General features: G+C 72.4%; 20 protein-coding genes. 16 read left to right on the top strand and 4 right to left on the bottom strand.

The annotated features are described in order from the left end of the window. Positions 1-130: 130 nt before the first annotated feature. Entirely contained in the window at positions 131-1,117 is a 987-nt protein-coding gene (locus AB0K67_RS27205; protein WP_364065765.1) for a COX15/CtaA family protein, read from the bottom strand. A gap of 87 nt (positions 1,118-1,204) precedes the next feature. On the opposite strand from AB0K67_RS27205, the gene AB0K67_RS27200 reads away from it, so the two are divergent. Genes AB0K67_RS27200 through AB0K67_RS27165 form a run of 8 tightly spaced genes read left to right on the top strand, consistent with a single transcriptional unit; the run spans position 1,205 to position 8,650 of the window. Continuing rightward, positions 1,205-2,374: an FAD-binding oxidoreductase gene (locus tag AB0K67_RS27200; protein WP_364065762.1), complete on the top strand. Its 1,170-nt coding sequence runs from the start codon at positions 1,205-1,207 to the stop codon at positions 2,372-2,374. Then, positions 2,371-2,613: a (2Fe-2S)-binding protein gene (locus tag AB0K67_RS27195; RefSeq protein ID WP_364065759.1), complete on the top strand. Its 243-nt coding sequence runs from the start codon at positions 2,371-2,373 to the stop codon at positions 2,611-2,613. Before AB0K67_RS27200 ends, AB0K67_RS27195 begins: the two co-directional genes overlap by 4 nt. Then, positions 2,610-4,019, top strand: a complete 1,410-nt coding sequence (locus AB0K67_RS27190; protein WP_364065756.1) for an FAD-dependent oxidoreductase — start codon at positions 2,610-2,612, stop codon at positions 4,017-4,019. Before AB0K67_RS27195 ends, AB0K67_RS27190 begins: the two co-directional genes overlap by 4 nt. Continuing rightward, positions 4,019-4,912, top strand: a complete 894-nt coding sequence (locus AB0K67_RS27185; protein ID WP_364065753.1) for a dihydrodipicolinate synthase family protein — start codon at positions 4,019-4,021, stop codon at positions 4,910-4,912. The genes AB0K67_RS27190 and AB0K67_RS27185 overlap by 1 nt, the downstream gene beginning before the upstream one ends. Then, complete coding sequence (locus AB0K67_RS27180; protein WP_364065750.1) at positions 4,909-5,910, top strand: proline racemase family protein; 1,002 nt, start codon at positions 4,909-4,911, stop codon at positions 5,908-5,910. Before AB0K67_RS27185 ends, AB0K67_RS27180 begins: the two co-directional genes overlap by 4 nt. 10 nt (positions 5,911-5,920) lie before the next feature. Continuing rightward, positions 5,921-6,886 (top strand): proline racemase family protein, encoded by a 966-nt coding sequence (locus tag AB0K67_RS27175; RefSeq protein WP_364065748.1) that lies wholly within the window; start codon positions 5,921-5,923, stop codon positions 6,884-6,886. Next, a complete protein-coding gene (locus tag AB0K67_RS27170) occupies positions 6,883-7,968 on the top strand; it encodes an ornithine cyclodeaminase family protein (protein WP_364065745.1) in 1,086 nt (361 codons plus the stop codon). The genes AB0K67_RS27175 and AB0K67_RS27170 overlap by 4 nt, the downstream gene beginning before the upstream one ends. 13 nt (positions 7,969-7,981) lie before the next feature. Beyond that, on the top strand, positions 7,982-8,650 hold the full coding sequence (locus AB0K67_RS27165; RefSeq protein ID WP_364065742.1) for a GntR family transcriptional regulator: 669 nt from the start codon (positions 7,982-7,984) through the stop codon (positions 8,648-8,650). Between the two features lie 322 nt (positions 8,651-8,972). Here the strand turns inward: AB0K67_RS27165 and AB0K67_RS27160 are convergent, their stop codons facing one another. Beyond that, positions 8,973-9,893, bottom strand: coding sequence for an EamA family transporter (locus AB0K67_RS27160; protein WP_364065739.1), 921 nt, complete (start codon positions 9,891-9,893; stop codon positions 8,973-8,975). Positions 9,894-10,015: 122 nt separating this feature from the next. Between AB0K67_RS27160 and AB0K67_RS27155 the strand changes: the two genes are divergently transcribed. After that, the gene (locus AB0K67_RS27155; RefSeq protein WP_364065736.1) at positions 10,016-11,206 is read left to right on the top strand and encodes an MFS transporter; all 1,191 of its coding nucleotides are present in this window, start codon (positions 10,016-10,018) and stop codon (positions 11,204-11,206) included. A gap of 15 nt (positions 11,207-11,221) precedes the next feature. Here AB0K67_RS27155 and AB0K67_RS27150 read toward each other — a convergent pair whose 3' ends face one another. Both AB0K67_RS27150 and AB0K67_RS27145 read right to left on the bottom strand, forming a co-directional pair. Continuing rightward, positions 11,222-12,010 (bottom strand): ABC transporter permease, encoded by a 789-nt coding sequence (locus AB0K67_RS27150; protein WP_364065733.1) that lies wholly within the window; start codon positions 12,008-12,010, stop codon positions 11,222-11,224. Next, positions 12,007-12,915, bottom strand: a complete 909-nt coding sequence (locus tag AB0K67_RS27145; protein WP_364065950.1) for an ABC transporter ATP-binding protein — start codon at positions 12,913-12,915, stop codon at positions 12,007-12,009. Before AB0K67_RS27145 ends, AB0K67_RS27150 begins: the two co-directional genes overlap by 4 nt. 321 nt (positions 12,916-13,236) lie before the next feature. Here AB0K67_RS27145 and AB0K67_RS27140 point away from each other — a divergent pair, with 321 nt between their 5' ends. The 7 genes from AB0K67_RS27140 (at position 13,237) to AB0K67_RS27110 (ending at position 20,138) form a co-directional block, all read left to right on the top strand. Beyond that, positions 13,237-14,493, top strand: a complete 1,257-nt coding sequence (locus tag AB0K67_RS27140) for a multidrug effflux MFS transporter (protein ID WP_364065730.1) — start codon at positions 13,237-13,239, stop codon at positions 14,491-14,493. A 92-nt stretch (positions 14,494-14,585) separates the two neighbouring features. Then, on the top strand, positions 14,586-15,284 hold the full coding sequence (locus tag AB0K67_RS27135) for a helix-turn-helix domain-containing protein (RefSeq protein WP_364065727.1): 699 nt from the start codon (positions 14,586-14,588) through the stop codon (positions 15,282-15,284). Continuing rightward, complete coding sequence (sufB, locus tag AB0K67_RS27130) at positions 15,281-16,693, top strand: Fe-S cluster assembly protein SufB (RefSeq protein WP_364065725.1); 1,413 nt, start codon at positions 15,281-15,283, stop codon at positions 16,691-16,693. The genes AB0K67_RS27135 and sufB overlap by 4 nt, the downstream gene beginning before the upstream one ends. Then, positions 16,693-17,817 carry a Fe-S cluster assembly protein SufD gene (sufD, locus tag AB0K67_RS27125; protein ID WP_364065722.1) on the top strand — a complete coding sequence of 375 codons (1,125 nt, stop codon included), beginning with the start codon at positions 16,693-16,695 and terminating at the stop codon, positions 17,815-17,817. Before sufB ends, sufD begins: the two co-directional genes overlap by 1 nt. Next, positions 17,814-18,134: a non-heme iron oxygenase ferredoxin subunit gene (locus tag AB0K67_RS27120; RefSeq protein ID WP_364065719.1), complete on the top strand. Its 321-nt coding sequence runs from the start codon at positions 17,814-17,816 to the stop codon at positions 18,132-18,134. The genes sufD and AB0K67_RS27120 overlap by 4 nt, the downstream gene beginning before the upstream one ends. Before the next feature lie 4 nt (positions 18,135-18,138). Further along, positions 18,139-18,885, top strand: coding sequence for a Fe-S cluster assembly ATPase SufC (gene sufC, locus AB0K67_RS27115; protein ID WP_364065716.1), 747 nt, complete (start codon positions 18,139-18,141; stop codon positions 18,883-18,885). Beyond that, positions 18,882-20,138, top strand: a complete 1,257-nt coding sequence (locus AB0K67_RS27110) for a cysteine desulfurase (protein WP_364065713.1) — start codon at positions 18,882-18,884, stop codon at positions 20,136-20,138. The genes sufC and AB0K67_RS27110 overlap by 4 nt, the downstream gene beginning before the upstream one ends. Position 20,139 lies beyond the last annotated feature (1 nt).

Genomic DNA, 20,139 nt, shown 5'->3' with positions numbered 1-20,139 from the left:
CATATCCGATCAGAGGGCGTCGGTCTTTCCGGTGGGGGAGTGGGTTCCGGTCAGAGGGCGTCGGTCTTTCCGGTGGGGGAGTGGGTTCCGGTCAGAGGGTGGTGGTCGTTCCGGTGGGAGTGGGTCGCGGTCAGAGGGTGGCGGCTGCTTCGGTGGGGGAGCGGGTCGCGGGGGCGGGCTCGCGGTCGCGGGCGCGCAGCGAGGTGACGACCCGCAGCGTGGCGGTCCACACCAGGGTCGAGCCGAGCACGTGCAGCAGCACCAGCAGGGCCGGCACGGCGAGGAACCACTGCGTGTAACCGATCAGGCCCTGCAGCAGCTCGGCTCCGAAGAGCGCGAGCGCGGCACGGCGGGCGGGCCGGGGCCCGTTGGTCACGTGGAGGGCGAACAGCAGCGCGAACGTCAGCCCGACCACGACGTAGGCGATGTCGGCGTGCAGCCGGGCGATGACCTCGATGTCGAAGTCGAAGCGCGAGGCCAGCTCGTCGCCCGAGTGCGGGCCGGTGCCGCTGACCCCGACGCCCACCACCAGCAGCACGAACACGGCGGCGAGCAGCACGTGGCCGAGCCTTCTGACGTCGCGGTGCGTGATGCGCCGCATGGGGGCGTCGCCCTCGCCCGAGCGCGCGTACAGCAGCCAGCAGGCCGCGATGAGGCCGCTGGAGATCAGGTAGTGCATGCCCACCGTGAACGGGTTGAGCATGGTGCCCACCACCAGCCCGCCCCACAGCGCCTGGGCGACGATGCCGACCGGCTGCAGCCAGGCCAGCCGCACCAGCGAGGAGCGCCGGGGCGACAGCCGCAGCGCCGCGAGCACGCACGCCACGCCCACCGCCAGCACCAGGAACGTCAGCAGCCGGTTGCCGAACTCCACCGCCATGTTGAGCGGGTCGACATCGGCGTGCACGACCGGGACGAAGCTGTCGGGAGTGCATCGCGGCCAGGTCGGGCAGCCCAGCCCCGACTCGGTCACGCGCACGCCGGCCCCGGTGACCGTGATGCCGGCGTTGACCACCACGGACGCCAGCGCCCAGGCCCGCATCGACCGCTCGGTCGGGGCGAGGAAGGAGCGCAGCAGCCGGACGAAGGGGTTGGTGCTGTCGGCGGGTAGCTTCACGCCATCGATGGTAGGGGCCGTGACAGGCGGTCCCGCCACCGGCCACCGGGCGGCTCGCCGTCCCGGTCTTTCACCATTACAAGGTATGTGACATATTACTGGAAGGAGGTGGTGATGTCCGACGTCATCGTCGTCGGCGCCGGAGTCGTGGGCGCGGCCTGCGCCTACTACGCCGCGCGCGCGGGCCTCGACGTGACCGTGATCGACCGCGGCTCCGTGGCCGCGGGCACGACCGGCTCGGGCGAGGGCAACGTGCTGGTCTCCGACAAGGAGCCGGGGCCGGAGCTGGAGCTCGCCGTGCTGTCCAACGGGCTGTGGCGCGAGCTGGCCGGGTACGGCGGCTTCGAGTTCGAACCGAAGGGCGGGCTCGTCGTCGCCGAGACCGGCAAGGTCATGGCGGCGCTCACCGAGCTGGCCGCCGAGCAGGGCGTGGAGCACACCCTCGTCCAGGCGTCCGAGCTGCGCGACTACGAGCCGCACCTGACGCCGGAGCTGGCCGGCGGGGTCTTCTACCCGCAGGACGCGCAGGTCCAGCCCATGCTCGCCGCCGCACGCCTGCTCAGGCACGCCGCCGAGAGCTTCGGCGAGGGCACGCTACGGCTGCACCTCGGCGCCGAGGTCACCGGCTTCCTGCGCTCCGGCGACCGGCTCACCGGCGTGCGCACCACCAAGGGCGACGTGCTCGGCGACGCCGTCGTCAACGCGGCGGGCACCTGGGGCGGCGAGATCGCCGCGCTGGCCGGCGTCGAGCTGCCGATCCTGCCCAGGCGCGGCTTCATCCTCGTCACCGAGCCGCTGCGCGAGCCGCTCATCAGGCACAAGGTCTACACCGCGGCCTACGTCACCAACGTCGCCAGCGACAACGCGGGCCTGGAGACCTCGGCCGTCATCGAGGGCACCCCCGCCGGGACCGTGCTCATCGGCGCCAGCAGGGAGCGCGTCGGCTTCGACCGCACCACCTCCGTGCCCGTGCTCGCCAAGCTGGCGCGGCAGGCCGTCGAGCTGTTCCCCGCGCTGCGCGGGATCCGGGCCATCAGGTCCTACTGCGGGTTCCGGCCGTACTGCCCCGACCACCTGCCCGTCATCGGCGCGGACCCGCGGGTCCCAGGGCTCTACCACGCGTGCGGGCACGAGGGCGCCGGCATCGGGCTCGCACCCGCCACCGGGCACCTGCTCGCCCAGCTTCTCACCGGCGACAAGCCCGCGCTCGACCTCCACCCCTTCCGCCCCGACCGTTTCGCGAAGGAGGCCGCATGACGTTCCACATCACCGTGGGCGGCCGGCAGGTGCCGGTCGTGCCCGGCCAGACCATCGGCGCGGCCCTGCACGCGGCCGGCGTGCGGTCGTGGCGCAGCACCAGGTTCGGCGGGCGGCCGCGCGGGCTGTTCTGCGGCATCGGGGTCTGCTTCGACTGCCTGATCTCGGTCAACGGGCGGCCGCCCGAGCGGGCGTGCCTGCTGGAGGCGGCGCCGGGAGACGAGGTGACGACGGCGTGACGTACGACCTCCTCGTGGCCGGCGGCGGGCCCGCCGGCGTGGCGGGCGCGCTGACGGCGGCCCTGGCCGGGCTGCGGGTGGCCCTGGTGGACTCCGGTCAGCGGCTCGGCGGCCAGTACTTCCGCCACACCGCCGCGGACGAGACAGGGCCGGGCGCGAAGCCGGATCTCGCGAGGTTCCTGCGCCAGGCGCGGGCCCTGGAGGCGCGCGCCGACGTGCTGCTGCGCCACCAGGCGTGGAACGTCTCCCGCGAGCCGGACGGCGACCTCGTCCTGCGCTGCGTCACGCGCAACGGGGACGGCGAGCGCGTCGCCGAGCTGCGCGGCCGCAGGCTGCTGATCGCGACCGGCGCGCACGACAGGCCGCTGCCGTTCCCCGGCTGGGACCTGCCCGGCGTGCTCACGGCCGGAGGCGCGCAGGCGCTGCTCAAGGGCTCGGGCGTGGTGGCCGGACGGCGCGTCGTGGTCTCCGGCACCGGGCCGTTCCTGCTGCCGGTCGCCGCCGGGCTGGCCGCCGCCGGAGCGCGGGTGCTCGGCGTGCACGAGGCGAACGGCGGGCTCGGTCTGGCCAGGCACCCCTTGCACGCGCTGTCCAAGGCGGGCGAGGCCGCCGGGTACGCCGCCGCGCTGGCCCGCCACCGGGTGCCGTACCGCACCCGCCAGGCCGTCGTCGCCGCGCACGGCGATCGCGAGGTCGAGGCCGTCACCCTGGCCAGGCTCGACGCCGCGTGGAACGTGCTCGCCACCCGCGTCGTCGAGTGCGACACCGTGGCCGTCGGCTACGGGTTCGTCCCGCAGATCGAGCTGGGCACCCAGCTCGGCTGCGCCACCAGGCACGACGCCGACGGCAGCCCGGTGCTCGCCGTGGACGCCGCCCTGCGCACCAGCGTGCCCGGCGTCTGGGCGGCCGGCGAGCCCACCGGCGTGGCCGGATGGCGGCCCGCCGAGACCGAGGGCCGCGTCGCCGGGTACGCCATCGCCGCCGACGCGGGCCGCCCTGCCACGGCGGGGCCCGACGGCGTGCCCGCGGTGCTCGCCAGGCGGCGCGAGCGCGGGCGTGCCTTCGGGGCTGCGCTGCAGCGGGCGTACCCCGTCATGCCGGGCTGGCGCACGTGGCTGCGCGACGACACGCTCGTGTGCCGCTGCGAGGAGGTGCCGCTGGCGCGTGTACGCGAAGCGCAGGCACTGGGCGCCACCGGCGCCCGCGCCGTCAAGCTCCTGGCCCGCCCCGGCATGGGCTGGTGCCAGGGCCGCATCTGCGGCTACGCCGTCTCCTGCCTGGCCGGGGAGCCGCCGCAGCCGCCGCGCCGCCCGATCGCCCAGCCGGTGACGCTGGGCGCGCTGGCCGAGCTCACCACCGACCAAGACGAGAGCACCGCTCGCCGACCCTCTGGAGGACTGCCCTGATGGACAACCGCAGCAAGCCCTGGCACGGCGTCATGGTCGCCACCGCGCTGCCCCTGCGCGAGGACCTGTCGGTCGACTACGACCGCTACGCCGAGCACTGCCGCTGGCTGATCGAGAACGGCTGCGACGGCGTCGTGCCGAACGGCTCGCTCGGCGAGTACCAGACGCTCACCCCCGGCGAGCGGATCAAGGTGATCGAGACCGCGGTCGAGGCCGTGGGCGGCGCCAACGTCATGGCGGGGGCGGGCGCGTACGGCGCGGCCGAGTCCCGCCGCTGGGCCGAGCAGGCGGCCGCGGCGGGCTGCGGATCGGTGCTGCTGCTGCCGCCCAACGCCTACCGGGCCGACGAGCGGGCCGTCCTGCAGCACTACCGCGAGGTCGCCCGGGCGGGCGTGCCGATCGTGGCCTACAACAACCCCTACGACACCAAGGTCGACCTCACCCCCGCGCTGCTGGCCAGGCTGCACGAGGAGGGGCTGATCGTGGCGGTCAAGGAGTTCACCGGGGACGTGCGGCGCGCGTACGAGATCGCCGAGCTGGCCCCCGAGCTCGACCTGCTGATCGGCTCCGACGACGTGCTGCTCGAACTCGCGATCGCCGGCGCGAAGGGGTGGATCGCCGGCTACCCCAACGCGCTGCCGCAGTCCAGCTCCGCCCTCTACCGCGCGGCGGTGGCCCGTGACCTCGACACGGCGTTGCCCCTTTACCGGAGCCTGCACCCGCTGCTTCGCTGGGACTCCAAGACGGAGTTCGTCCAGGCCATCAAGCTGTCGATGGACCTGGCGGGCCGTCACGGCGGTCCGTGCCGGCCGCCCAGGCAGCCGCTCACCGAGGAGCAGGCCGCCGTGGTGCGCGCGGCGACGGAGAAGGCACTGGCAGAAGGGCTGCGATGAGGACAAAGCGCGTTTTCCACGCCGTCGACTCCCACACCGAGGGCATGCCGACCCGGGTCATCACCGGCGGCATCGGCGTCATCCCGGGTGCGAGCATGGCCGAGCGGCGCGTCTACTTCCGCGACAACCTCGACCACATCAGGACCCTGCTGATGACCGAGCCGCGCGGTCACTCGGCCATGAGCGGCGCCATCCTCCAGCCGCCCACCAGGCCGGACGCGGACTTCGGCGTGCTGTTCATCGAGGTGTCCGGGCTGCTGCCGATGTGCGGCCACGGCACCATCGGCGTGGCGACCGTACTGGTCGAGACCGGCATGGTCGAGGTGGTCGAGCCCGTCACGACCGTGCGTCTGGAGGTGCCCGCCGGGCTCGTCGAGGTGGACGTCGCCGTCGAGGACGGTATGGCCATGTCGGTGACGCTGCGCAACGTGCCCTCCTACTGCGACCGGCTGGACGCCAAGGTGAGCGTGCCGGGCTTCGGGGAGATCCCGTACGACCTGGCCTACGGCGGCAACTTCTACGCCATCGTCAACCTCGACGACTACGGCCTGCCGTTCGACCGCGCCGCCAAGAACGAGATCATCGCCGCCGGCCTGAAGACCATGGAGGCGATCAACGCCGCCGACGAGCCGGTGCACCGCGAGGACGACCGCATCCGCGGCTGCCACCACGTGTACTTCGCCGCGCCCGGCTCCGACGCCGTGCACTCCCGCCATGCCATGGCCATCTACCCGGGCTGGTTCGACCGCTCGCCCTGCGGCACCGGCACCAGCGCCCGCATGGCGCAGCTCCACGCGCGCGGCGAGCTGGAGGTGGGCAAGGACTTCGTCAACGAGTCGTTCATCGGCACCCGCTTCATCGGCCGCGTGCTGGAGGAGACCGAGGTGGGCGGACGGCCCGCCGTCCTGCCGTCGATCACCGGGCGGGCCTGGATCACCGGCACCGCCCAGTACTTCCTCGACCCCCGCGACCCGTTCCCGGCCGGTTTCGAGCTGTGAGGCGGCCGCTGTGATCACGACGATCGACTACCACACGGCCGGCGAGCCGTTCCGCATCGTCACCGGCGGCGTGCCGGAGATCGCCGGGTCCTGCGTGCTCGACCGGCGCACCACCGCGATGGCCGAGTTCGACGACGTGCGGCGGCTGCTGTGCCTCGAGCCGCGCGGCCACGCCGACATGTACGGCTGCTTCCCGGTGCCGCCCGACGACGACGGCGCGCACCTGGGCGCGCTGTTCTGGCATAAGGACGGCTTCTCCACCGCGTGCGGGCACGGCACGATCGCGCTCGGCGCGTACGCGGTGCACGAGGGCCTGGTGGCGGCGCCGCCCGACGGGGTGACCGACGTGGTGGTCGACGTGCCGTCGGGGCGGGTCACCGCCCGCGTGCGCACCGTCGCGGGCCGCGTGGACGCGGTGACGTTCGTCAACGTCCCCTCCTTCGTCCTGGACCGCGGCGTGCAGGCGGGCGACGTCCGCGTGGACCTCGCCTACGGCGGCGCCGTCTACGCCTCGCTGCCCGCCGCCGGCCTCGGGCTGACCGTCGAGCCGCGGCACCTGGACGCGCTCATCGGGCACGCCCGCCGCATCAAGGCCGCGCTGGCCGGGCACCCCGCCACCAGGCACCCGTCCGACGAGCGGCTCTCCGGCGTGTACGGCGTGATCTTCCACGAGGAGCTGCCGGACGTGGACGGCGTCAGGCACCAGCGCAATGTCACCGTCTTCGCCGACGGCGAGGTGGACCGCTCGCCCTGCGGCTCCGGCACGGCGGCCAGGATGGCGCTGCTGCACGACGCCGACGGCACCGCGACGCTGGTGCACGAGAGCGTCGTCGGCAGCGTCTTCACCGCCCGCGTGGCCGCGCGGACGGCCGGCGGCGTGGTGGTGGAGATCGACGGCACCGCGTACCGGACGGGACGGCACACCTTCGAGCTCGACCCGGCCGACCCGTTCCCGACCGGGTTCACGCTCCGATGAGCGGCCCGGCCGGCGACCCGGTGGGCGCCGCCATGGGCGGGCTGCCCTACCTCGACGCGGCCGCCGTCGAGCGGCTGGTGCCGATGGGGCGGGCCGTGGACGTGCTGGAGGAGGCGCTGCGGGCGGGCCTCGACCCCGAGGACACCCCGCAGCGGCCGATCGTGGACGTGGCCGCGGGCCAGCTGCTGCTCATGCCCGCCGCGACCCGCACGTACGCGGGCGTCAAGGTCGTCTCCATCGCCCCGGCCAACCCCGGGCGCGGGCTGCCCCGGATCCAGGGGACGTACCTGCTGTTCGACGGCGACACCCTGGCGCCGCTCGCGGCCATGGACGGGATCGCGCTCACCTCGCTGCGCACGCCCGCCGTCTCCGCCCTGGCCGTGCGGCACCTGGCGGAGCAGGACGCGCGGCGGCTGGTGGTGTTCGGCAGCGGGCCGCAGGCGTACGGGCACGTGCTGGCGCTGCGCGCGGTACGGCCGGTCGAGGAGGTCACGGTGATCGGCCGCGACGCCGGGCGCGCGGAGGCGCTCGCGGGCCGCTGCCGCGAGCTGGGCCTGAAGGCCCGCGCATTGACCGGCCGCGACCCCGCCGTCACGGCCGGTCAGGCGGCGGATGCCGCGCCGGAGCCGGCGGCGGCTTCCGCCGCGGATCGGGCGGCGGGTCCGGCGGACGACGGCGAGATCGCGGTGGAAGCCGCCGTGGCCGAGGCGGTCGCGGCGGCCGACCTCGTCGCGTGCTGCACCACCGCCAGGACCCCGCTGTTCCCCGGTAAGCTCGCCCGCGACGGCGTGACCGTCGTCGCCGTCGGCTCCCACGAGCCGGACGCCCGCGAGCTCGACGGCGACCTCGTCGCGCGCGCCACCGTGGTCGTCGAGGCGAGGGCGGCGGCCCTGGAAGAAGCGGGAGATCTGCTCGTCCCGATCGGCCGGGGTACCATCACCTCTCGTCATCTCGCCGGTAACCTCGCCGACCTGATCGCCGGAAGGGTCGTCGCGGGCCCGGGGCCGCGCGTGTTCAAGAGCACCGGCATGGCGTGGGAGGACCTCGTGGTCGCGGCTGCCGCTTACGAGGCGTGGACATAGAAGGGATGGGCGGATGGCTGCCGAGGACCGGCTGGATCTGCCGATGGTGGGAGAGCGCCAGAGCCTGCGCGAGCAGGTCGCGCACGCGTTGCGGGCCGCGCTGATCACGGGTGAGATGCGGCCAGGGGTGGTCTACTCCGCCCCGGTGCTGGCCGCCCAGTTCGGCGTCTCCGCGACGCCCGTCCGCGAGGCGATGCTCGACCTGGCCAAGGAGGGCCTGGTCGAGGCGGTGCGCAACAAGGGCTTCCGGGTGACCGAGCTGTCCGACCGCGACCTCGACGAGCTGACGGAGATCCGCCAGCTCATCGAGGTGCCGACGGTCGCGCGGCTGGCCGACAGCTCCCGGGCCGAGGAGTTCGAGCGGCTGCGGCCGATCGCCGAGGAGATCGTCTCGGCCAGCGAGCGCGGCGACCTGCTCGCGTACGTGGACGCCGACCTGCGCTTCCACGTGGAACTGCTGTCGCTGAGCGGCAACTCCCACCTGGTGTCGGTGGTGCGCGACCTGCGCAACAGGGCCAGGCTGTACGGCCTGTCGCAGCTCTCGGAGCGCGGCACGCTGACCGACTCGGCCAGGGAGCACCTCCAGCTGCTCGACGCGCTCAGCAGCGGCGACAGCGAGGCGGTGAAACGCCTGATGGCCGAGCACATCGGCCACGTGCGCGGCATCTGGGCGGAGCACTGACCCGGGCGAATCCGTACGAGCGGGAAATCACCCCCGAACGCTGCACTGGCCGCAAGTTCTGACATTCGGGGATCGAGCACTCCCCGATCGAGGTAATCTCGATGCGGGCCGCCCGAGCGGTGCACGCCGGTGGTCCCATCATTCTCACCACGACGGATCGGCCGTGCCCGCATCCGCCGGTGGCGCATGCCTGGTCAAGCGGACTCCCGCACTCCGCTGACCTTCGCGGGCTCGGCGCACCCCGCCCACCGAGCCGAGCCCTCCGCCGCGCGCCCGAGAGACCCCATCCCACGGGCGCGCGGCGGCCCCATCATCCGATCCGTCAGCCGCTCGTCCTGCCCGTCCTGGTGGAGCCGAGGCTGGCGGCGACGATGCACACGATCGCGGCCCACTGCTGCACGTGCAGGATCTCGCCCAGCAGCAGCACGCCGATCAGCGCCGCGGCGGCGGGCTCCAGGCTCATCAGGATGCCGAAGACGTGCTTGGGCATCCGCCGCAGCGCCTGCAGCTCCAGCGAGTAGGGGATCACCGACGACAGCAGCCCCACGCCGAGCCCGATCAGCAGCAGCTCGGGCTGCAGCAGGTCGGCGCCGCCGGTGGTGACGCCGACCGGCGCGATCACCACGGTCGAGACGATCATGGCGAACGCGAGCCCGGTCGTGCCGGGGAAGCGCCGCCCGGCCGCCGACGACAGCAGGATGTAAGCCGCCCAGAACACGCCCGCCATGAGCGCGAACCCGATGCCGGCCCAGCTCACGGTCTCGGACTCGCCCCAGGGCGCGAGCAGCACCACGCCGGCCCCGGCGAGCGCGACCCACAGCAGGTCGATGCGCCGCCGGGAGGCCGCCACCGCGACGCCGAGCGGCCCGAGGAACTCGATCGCCACCGCGATGCCCATCGGCAGCCGCGCCAGCGCCTCGTAGAAGACGAGGTTCATCAGCGCGAGGGTGACGCCGAAGCCGGCGCCCACGGCCCAATCGCGCGCGCTCAGCCCCTTCAGCCTCGGCCGGACGAACGCCCCCAGGATGAGCGCACCGGCCGCGATGCGCAGGAACACCACCGCGCTCGGCGGCAGCGACGCGAACAGCTCCTTGGCGAACGCCGCGCCCAGCTGCACCGAGAAGATGCCGAGCAGCACCAGCCCCGATGGCGGGATGGCGTCGGCGGCGGTGCGCAGCAGGTTGCCGGGGCCGGGCAGGCGGCGTCCGCGGTCGAGCGGGTCGTCGAGGGCGAAGTCGGTCACGGAACTCCTCGGGATCCTAACGGGACAACCGTCAGAGCTTACCCAGGTCAGACGACATGTCCCTGCGTGAGGTGGTACTACTGACGGTTGGCTGCAATTTCCGGACAGAACACCAAGGACCGATGAAAGCCCCCACCACGCCGGCGAAGCCCGCCCGGCCGCCGCTGGCACTGTCCGTCTCCTCGTTCGTCAGCAGCTTCGACAGGTTCGCGGTGAGCCCCATGCTCGTGCTCATCGCCGCCGACCTGGACGTCCCGCTGTCGGCCTCGGTCGCCGCCGCCAGCGGCTACTACCTGGCGTACGGGCTGACGCAGCCGCTGTGGGGGCTGCTGTCCGACCGGTTCGGGCGGGTGCGGGTGATGCGCTGGGCGCTGTCCGGCGCCGCCGCCGCGGGCGCGGTCTCCGCGCTGATGCCGGTGCTGTGGGCGCTGGTGCTGGCCAGGGTCGTCACCGGCGCCTGCTTCGGCGCGGTCATCCCCACGAGCCTGACGTACGTGGGCGACACCGTCGCGCCCGACGTGCGCCAGCGCGCGCTCACCGATCTCATGGCCGCGGCCGCGCTCGGCACCGCGCTGGCCACCGGCCTCGGCGGGGCCGTCGCGGGCCTGGTGGACTGGCGGGTGGCCTTCACCGTGCCCGCCGCGTGCGCGCTGGCCTGCGCGCTGTCGCTGCGCGCGCTGCCGGAGCCGCCCGCGCACGCCGGGGCGGGCCGGGGCGTCGCCGGGCACCTGCGGGCGGTGCTCGGGCAGCCGTGGGCGCTGCTGGTGTTCGGGCTGGCCTTCGCCGAGGGGGCCATCATGCTGGGCGCGATGCCGTTCCTCGCCACCGCGCTCCAGCACACCGGGCTCGCCGCCGCCGTGGCCGGGCTGGCCATCACCGCGTACGGGCTGGGCCTGTGGGGCTTTTCCCGGCTGGTCAAGACGCTGGCGGGACGCTGGCCCGCGCCCGCGCTCATGCTGACCGGCGGCGCGCAGCTCTGCGCCGGCTTCGCCCTGGTGAGCGTGCACGTCAGCGTGCCGCTGGTGGCCGCCACCGCGCTGCTGCTCGGCGGCGGCTGGTCGTTCCTGCACTCCTCGCTGCAGACCTGGGCCACCGCCGTGGTGCCCGAGGCCAGGGGGACCACCATCGCGTTCTTCGCCTGCGCGCTGTTCGTCGGCAGCGCGGTCGCCTCGTGGGCGGGCGGCCCGCTGGCCGAGGACGGCAGGTACGCGCTGCTGTTCGGCCTGGCCGCGGCCGCCGCGGTGCCGCTGACGGCGGTGGCCGCGCTCAGCCGCCGCCGCTACGGCGCCCTGCGCGCCGCCGCGCCGGAGTGACCACCGGGCGGCCTCTCACTCCCAGCGGAACGTCCGCGAGACCAGCGCCAGCGACAGCACCGCCCACGCGGCGAGCACGGCGAGCGGCCCCAGGGGGAGCGCGGCGCCCTCGGCGAGCACCGCGCGCAGGCCGCCGGTCAGCGCCCCGATGGGCAGCGCCTCCAGTACCGGCCGCACCCCTTCGGGGAACACGCTGAGCGGGAACATCACCCCGCCGACCCCCAGCAGCACCAGGTAGACCAGGTTGGCGGCGGCCAGCGTGGCCTCGGCCCGCAGCGTGCCCGCCATGAGCAGGCCCAGCCCGCTGAAGGCCGCCGTGCCCACCACGACGAGCAGCAGCGCGCTCAGGAACGACCCGTGCGGCCGCCAGCCGAGCGCCAGCCCCACCGCCACGATCACCACCGCCTGGACGACCTCCACGCCCACCACGGCCGCCGTCTTGGCCAGCATCAGCCCGCTCCTGGACAGCGGGGTCGCGCCCAGCCGCTTGAGCACGCCGTAGCGGCGCTCGAAGCCGGTCGCGATGGCCTGGCCGGTGAAGGCGGTGGACATCACCGCGAGCGCCAGCACGCCGGGCACCAGGAAGTCGACCCGCCGTCCGCCGCCCACGTCGATCAGCGGGGCGAGGGAGAAGCCGATCAGCAGCAGCACCGGGATGATCAGCGTGAGCAGCAGCTGCTCACCGTTGCGCAGCGTCGCCCGCAGCTCCGCGCCGGCCTGCGCCAGCACCATGCGCGGGAACGGCGCGGCCCCGGGCGCGGGCGTGAAGTCGAGCGGTCCCCGGCTCGGAGTGTGGGCGGTCATCGCAGCTCCTTGCCGGTCAGCTCCAGGAAGACGTCTTCGAGCGTGCGCCGCTCGATGCGCAGGTCGTCGGCCGTGACGCCCTCGGCCGCGCACCAGGCCGTGACCGTCGCCAGCAGCTCGGGCCCGACCAGGCCCTCGATGATGTAGTGGCCGGCCGGCGACTCCTTGGCGGCGCTGCCCGCGGGCAGCGCGTTGAGCAGCTCCTCCAGCGCCAGCCCTGGCCGCGCCCTGAACCGCAGCTGCCGCTCGGCCCCGGTCAGCGAGGCGGGGGTGCCCTCGGCCACCACGCGGCCCCTGTCGATGATGACGACGTGGTCGGCCAGCCGCTCGGCCTCGTCCATGTGGTGGGTGGTGAGCACCACCGACACCCCGGCCGCGCGCAGCTCGCCGACGAGGTCCCAGCAGGCGTGGCGGGCCTGCGGGTCGAGCCCGGCCGTCGGCTCGTCGAGGAAGACCAGCTCGGGACGCCCGATGACGGCCGCGGCCAGCGACAGCCGCTGCTGCTGCCCGCCCGACAGCCGCCGGAACGGGGTGCGGGCGTGCTCGCTCAGCCCGAGCCTGGCCAGCAGCGCGCCGGGGTCGAGCGGATGGGCGTAGAACCGGGAGACCAGCCGCAGCCACTCGCCGCAGCGCACGGCCGGAGGAACCCCGCCCGCCTGCGGCATGATGCCGACGCGGGCGCGCAGCTCGGGCCGCGTGGGAGCCAGGCCGAGCACCTTGACCGTGCCGCCGTCGGCGGTGCGGAACCCCTCGCAGATCTCGACCGTGGACGTCTTGCCCGCGCCGTTGGGGCCGAGGACCGCGGTGACCTGGCCGCGCCCCGCCTTGAACGTGAGGCCGTCGATCGCCGTGGTGGCGCCGTAGCGCTTGACCAGCCCGGCGATCTCGACGGCCGGCTCCGGCACCTGCCCTGGGGCCGGCTCGGCGGCTCGGGATTCCATGGCCACGAGTTTAGGGACTCCCCGGGGCGGTTCGCCGCGCAGGTGAGCGCGCAGGTGAAAGGGACGGTCGCGGCCTCGCGGGCGCCTCATTGTGCCGCGTCCCGGCCAGGTGCGCGCGGCGGTTCGACGTGACGTTCGCCGCAAAAGCCGTCAGGCCCTGGAATACCGCGGAAAACATGTAATTATCAGATGACCGGGAATTCGGAGGATCAGAACCCCGTTGCTAGTCCTCGGTTCTCTTGGGCCAGCCGCCACAGCCACCACCGCAGGAGAAGGGGAACACGCATGTCCGTGGCCGAAGCCGCCGCGTCAGCCGTCACCGCACCACCCACACTCGTACGGCAGGAGCGTAAAAGCCGCCGCGGGCTGCTGCTGCTGATCCTCGGCGCGCTGTCGGCCATCGGCCCGCTGTCGATCGACATGTACCTCCCGGCGCTGCCCGCCATCACCTCCGAGATGCTGAGCGCCCCCGCGCAGGTGCAGCTCACCCTGACCGCCTGTCTCATCGGCGTCTCCGTCGGCCAGGTGATCGCCGGCCCGGTGAGCGACGTACGCGGGCGGCGGGTGCCGCTCCTGATCGGCGTCGCCGGGTTCATGGCCGCCTCGCTGCTGTGCGCGTTCGCCCCCTCCGTGCCCGCCCTCATCGCCTTCCGGCTGATGCAGGGCATGCTGGGCGGCACCGCGCTGGTCATCGTGCGCGCCATCGTCCGCGACCTGTACGACGGCGCCGCCATCGCCCGCATCTTCGCCACGCTCATGCTGGTCAGCGGCCTCGCCCCGATCCTGGCCCCGATCGCGGGCGCGCAGCTGCTCGCCTTCACCTCCTGGCGCGGAGTCTTCGTGGCGCTCAGCATCATGGGCCTGGTGCTGCTGCTGGCCGTGCTGGCCGGCGTACGCGAGACGCTGCCCGCCGAGCGGCGCGAGTCCGGCGGGCTCAAGCACACCCTGCGCACGTTCTGGCAGCTCCTGCGCGACCGCAGGTTCATGGGCTTCGCCCTGACCGGCGGCCTGGCCTTCGGTGCGATGTTCGGCTACATCTCCGGTTCGCCGTTCGTCCTCCAGGAGGTCTACGGCGCCACGCCCGCGCAGTACTCGCTCATCTTCGGCGGCAACGCCCTCGCGCTGGTCGCCGCCTCGCAGGTCGGCGGCCGTCTGGCCGGCCGCGTGCCTCCCGTGCTGCTGGTGAGCATCGGCCTCGGCACCTCGCTGACGGGCGCCGCGGTGCTGCTGGCCGCCGCGCTGGCCGGGTTCGGCCTGCCCGGCATCGTGGCCGGTCTGTTCATCATCATGCTCGGCCAGGGCCTGACCATGCCCGGCACCGGCGCGCTGGCGCTCGGCTCCCAGCCCGCCCAGGTGGCCGGCAGCGCCTCGGCGCTGATGGGCGTCCTGCAGTTCGCGCTCGGCGCGGCCGCCGCCCCGCTGGTCGGGCTGGCCGGTTCCGCTACCGCGGTGCCCATGGCATGTGTCATGCTCGGGCTCTTCCTGTGCGCCGGGCTGGCGTTCACGATCCTGGGCCGGGCAAAGACGGACAAAGTTAGGTAAGCCTACCCTGCGTGACCCATTCCATTCCCGTCCCTGGTCAGATCCGTTTGTGCAGCGGGAAGGAATTACGGCACACTGATGTTGTGAAAAACATGCCCACGATGGAGCCCGGCAGCGAGCGCGGCACGCGCGCCCGCGTCGCCAGGCTGATCCTGGAGCATGGTCCCATCGCGGCCGCCGCCCTGGGCGAGCGGCTCGGGCTCACGCCCGCCGCCGTCCGGCGTCACCTCGACGCCCTGGTGGCCGAGGGGATGATCGAGCCTCGCACGATCCGCCCGCGCGGTCAGCGCGGGCGCGGACGGCCGGCCAAGCTGTTCGCGATCACCGATGCGGGGCGCAGTGCTTTCGAGCACGCCTATGACGACCTGGCCGGGAGCGCGCTGCGCTACCTGGCCCGGCGCATGGGAGACGAAGCCGTGGCCGATTTCGCCCGCGAGCAGGTCGCGAGCCTGCTTCACCGGTTGGAGCCGGTCATGCGGACGGTGCCCGCGGACCAGCGCGTGCAGGTGCTGGCGCAGGCTCTGTCGGCGGAGGGGTACGCCGCCTCGGCCAGCAAGGCCAAGTCCGGCGGCGACCAGCTCTGCCAGCACCACTGCCCGGTGGCTCACGCGGCCGCGGAGTTCCCGCAGCTGTGCGAGGCCGAGACGGAGGCGTTCGCGCAGCTGCTCGGCACGCCGGTGCAGCGCCTGGCCACGATCGCCCACGGCGACGGGGTGTGCACCACCCACGTGTCCCCCCAGTCCCTGGCCGATTCCGCACATAAAGACAAGAGCAAGGAGACCGGAAGGTGACTGTCACCGACCGCCCGGAGCTGGAAGGCCTCGGGAATTACAAGTTCGGCTGGGCCGACCCGGATGCCGCGGGTGCGGCGGCCAAGCGAGGCCTGTCCGAGGAGGTCGTCCGCAACATCTCCGCTCTGAAGAACGAGCCGGAGTGGATGCTCGACCTTCGCCTGAAGGGCCTCCGCCTGTTCGAGAAGAAGCCGCTGCCGACGTGGGGCTCCGACCTCAGCGGCATCGACTTCGACAACATCAAATATTTCGTGCGCTCGACCGAGAAGCAGGCCGCTTCCTGGGACGAGCTGCCCCCCGACATCAAGAACACCTACGACAAGCTCGGCATCCCCGAGGCTGAGAAGCAGCGTCTCATCGCCGGCGTCGCGGCCCAGTACGAGTCCGAGGTCGTCTACCACAAGATCCGCGAGGACCTTGAGCAGAAGGGTGTCATCTTCGTCGACACCGACACGGGCCTGCGCGAGCACGAGGACATCTTCAAGGAGTACTTCGGCTCGGTGATCCCGGTCGGCGACAACAAGTTCGCCGCGCTCAACACCGCCGTGTGGTCCGGTGGCTCGTTCATCTACGTGCCGCCGAACGTCGAGGTGGAGATCCCGCTGCAGGCCTACTTCCGGATCAACACCGAGAACATGGGCCAGTTCGAGCGGACCCTGATCATCGTGGACGAGAACAGCTACGTCCACTACGTCGAGGGCTGCACCGCGCCGATCTACTCCTCCGACTCGCTGCACAGCGCGGTCGTCGAGATCGTGGTGAAGAAGAACGCCCGCTGCCGTTACACGACCATCCAGAACTGGTCCAACAACGTCTACAACCTGGTCACCAAGCGCGCCGTCGCCTACGAGGGCGCGACCATGGAGTGGATCGACGGCAACATCGGCTCCAAGGTCACCATGAAGTACCCGGCCGTCTACCTCATGGGCGAGCACGCCAAGGGCGAGACGCTGAGCGTCGCGTTCGCCGGTGAGGGCCAGCACCAGGACGCCGGCTCGAAGATGGTGCACCTGGCTCCCAACACCAGCTCCAGCGTCATCTCCAAGTCGGTGGCGCGCGGCGGCGGCCGCACCTCCTACCGTGGTCTTGTGCAGATCGAGGAGGGCGCCCACGGCAGCGCCAGCACCGTCAAGTGCGACGCCCTGCTGGTCGACCAGATCAGCCGCTCCGACACCTACCCCTACGTCGACGTCCGCGAGGACGACGTCTCGATGGGCCACGAGGCCACGGTCTCCAAGGTCAGCGAGGACCAGCTGTTCTACCTCATGAGCCGCGGGCTCGACGAGGACGAGGCGATGGCGATGATCGTGCGCGGCTTCGTGGAGCCGATCGCGCGTGAGCTGCCCATGGAGTACGCGCTCGAGCTCAACCGGCTGATCGAGCTGCAGATGGAAGGAGCCGTCGGCTGATGGGCCTGAACGAGAAGCCCGTGTCGACCCTGCACGAGAAGTCGTCCTTCGACCTGGCCGACTTCGACGTCCCGACGGGTCGCGAGGAGGCGTGGCGCTTCACGCCGCTCTCCCGCCTCAAGGGCCTGCACAACGGCAAGGCCGAGCCGGCCGGTCACGTCCGCGTCGACGTCGATGCGGCCCCCGAGGTCACCGTCGAGACGGTCGGCCGCGACGACGCCAGGCTCGGCACCTCGTTCGTGCCGTCCGACCGGGTCAGCGCCCAGGCGTGGAACAGCTTCGAGAAGGCCACCGTCATCACGGTGCCGCGCGAGGCCGTCACCTCCAGGCCCACCGTGCTGACGCTGACCGGCGAGCAGGCCGGCGGCGCCGCCTACGGCCACATTGTGGTCAAGGTCGAGCCGCTGGCCGAGGCCGTGCTCGTGCTCGACCACAAGGGCAGCGCCGTCTACGCCGACAACATCGAGTTCGTCGTCGGCGAGGGCGCCAGCCTCAAGGTGGTCAGCCTGCAGGACTGGGACGACGACGCCGTCCACGTCTCCGCCCACCACGCCCAGCTCGCCAAGGACGCGGTGTTCCGCAGCTTCGTGGTGACGCTCGGCGGCGACCTCGTACGCCTGTCGCCCAGCGTCAGCTACACCGCCCCGGGCGGTGACGCCGACATGACGGGCGTCTACTTCGTCGACGCCGGCCAGCACCTGGAGCACCGCCTGCTGGTCGACCACTCGCAGCCCAACTGCAAGAGCAACGTCGACTACCGCGGCGCGCTGCAGGGCCAGGACGCCCACGCCGTCTGGATCGGCGACGTCATCATCAGGGTCGAGGCCGAGGGCACCGACACCTACGAGCTCAACCGCAACCTCATCCTCACCGACGGCGCCCGCGCCGACTCGGTCCCCAACCTCGAGATCCTCACCGGCGAGGTCGCCGGGGCGGGCCACGCCTCCGCCTCCGGCCGTCTCGACGACGAGCACATCTTCTACCTCCAGGCCCGCGGCATCCCGCACGACGAGGCCCGCCGCCTGGTCGTGCGCGGCTTCCTCGGCCAGCTCGTCGAGAAGATCGAGGTGGCGGAGATCCGCGAGCGCGTGCTGAACGCCCTGGAGGCGGAGCTCTCGCGATGAGCGCTTTCGAGAAGGTGTGCAAGCTCGCCGACATCCCCGACGAGGGGGTCATCGGCGTCGAGGTGGGGGAGACCCCGGTCGCACTCGTGCGCAAGGGCGACGAGGTCTTCGCCCTGCACGACATCTGCTCCCACGCCGAGGTCAAGCTCAGCGAGGGCGAGGTCTACGACGGCACGCTGGAGTGCTGGCTGCACGGCTCGTGCTTCGACATCCACACGGGCAAGCCGACCGGACCTCCCGCGACCCAGCCAGTGAACGTCTACACAGTGAAGATCGACGGCGATGACGTCCTCGTCTCGCTCTCGAAGGAGTCCTAAGCACATGTCCACCCTTGAGATCCGTGACCTGCAGGTCGCCGTCGAGGACAAGGAAATCCTGCGCGGCGTCAACCTGACCGTGAAGGCCGGCGAGACCCACGCCATCATGGGCCCCAACGGCTCGGGCAAGTCGACGCTCGCCTACGCGATCGCCGGTCACCCCAAATACACGATCACCGGCGGCCAGGTGCTGCTCGACGGCGTGGACCTGCTGGAGCTGTCGGTCGACGAGCGGGCCCGCGCCGGCCTGTTCCTCGCCATGCAGTACCCGGTCGAGGTTCCCGGCGTGTCGGTGTCGAACTTCCTGCGTTCGGCCGTCACCGCGATCCGCGGCGAGGCGCCGAAGCTGCGCGAGTTCTCCAAGGACCTGAAGAACGGCATGGACGCGCTGTCCATCGACCCGGCCTTCGCGCAGCGCAACCTCAACGAGGGCTTCTCCGGCGGTGAGAAGAAGCGCCACGAGATCCTTCAGCTGGAGCTGCTCAAGCCGAAGATCGCGGTGCTCGACGAGACCGACTCCGGCCTCGACGTCGACGCGCTGCGCGTGGTGTCGGAGGGCATCAACCGCTTCCGCTCCTCGGGCGACACCGGCGTGCTCCTCATCACCCACTACACCCGCATCCTGCGCTACGTGAAGCCGGACTTCGTGCACGTGTTCGCGGCCGGCCGGATCGTCGAGGCGGGCGGACCCGAACTGGCCGAGAAGCTCGAGGCCGAGGGCTACGAGCAGTACACGAAGGCATCTGCATGACTTCCACCGGCCTCGATGTGGAGAAGATCAGGAAGGACTTCCCGATCTTCTCCCGCGAGCTGCCCGACGGGCGCCCGCTCGTCTACCTCGACTCGGGCAACTCCTCACAGAAGCCCAACCAGGTCATCGAGACCATGCGGGAGCATCTGGCGCTGCACTACAGCAACGTCGGGCGCGCCATGCACGTGCTGGGCGCCGAGTCCACCGACGCCTACGAGAGCGCCCGCGACAAGGTCGCGGGCTTCATCGGGGCGCCGGCGCGCGAAGAGGTGATCTTCACCAAGAACGCCTCCGAGGCGCTCAACCTGCTGGCCTACTCCTTCGGGAACCCGGCCACCACCGACCCCCGCTTCGCGCTGGGGCCCGGCGACGAGATCGTGATCTCCGAGATGGAGCACCACTCCAACATCGTGCCGTGGCAGCTGCTCGCGCAGCGCACCGGCGCGACGCTGAAGTGGTTCGGCGTCACCGACGAAGGCCGGCTCGCCTACGATCCTTCGCTCATCACCGAGCGCACGAAGATCGTCTCCATCGCCCACCAGTCCAACGTGCTGGGCACGATCAACCCGGTGGCCCAGGTGGCCGCCAGGGCCCACGAGGTGGGCGCGCTGATCGCGCTCGACGCCTCGCAGTCCGTGCCGCACCACCGCACCGACGTCACCGCGCTGGGCGCCGACTTCGTGGCCTTCACCGGCCACAAGATGGTCGGCCCCTCCGGCATCGGCGTGCTGTGGGGTCGCTCGGAGCTGCTCGAGGCCATGCCTCCGTTCCTGGGCGGCGGCGAGATGATCGAGGCGGTCTGGATGGACCACTCGACGTACGCGCCGATCCCGCACAAGTTCGAGGCGGGCACGCCGCCCATCGTCGAGGCCATCGGGCTCGGCGCGGCGGTCGACTACCTCACCGAGGTCGGCATGGACGCCATCGAGGCGCACGAGCGCGCCCTGACGGACTACGCGCTGCAGGCGCTGCGCGAGGTGCCGGGGCTGCGCGTCATCGGCCCCGAGTCGCTGGAGGAGCGCGGCGGCACGGTGTCGTTCACGCTGGAGGGCATCCATCCGCATGACGTGGGGCAGATCCTCGACGACCAGTTCGGGGTGGCCGTCCGCGTCGGGCACCACTGCGCGCGTCCGCTGCACCTGCGCTTCGGAATACCGGCGACCACGCGGGCGTCTTTCTACCTGTACAACACCACGGGCGAGATCGACGCCCTGGTGCGCGGCCTCCATCACGTTCAGAAGGTGTTCGCATAGC

It is taken from the genome of Nonomuraea sp. NPDC052634 (assembly GCF_040678535.1).
In the GTDB taxonomy this organism is placed as follows: domain Bacteria; phylum Actinomycetota; class Actinomycetes; order Streptosporangiales; family Streptosporangiaceae; genus Nonomuraea; species Nonomuraea fastidiosa.
This window is presented reverse-complemented; position numbering and strand designations above follow the sequence as displayed.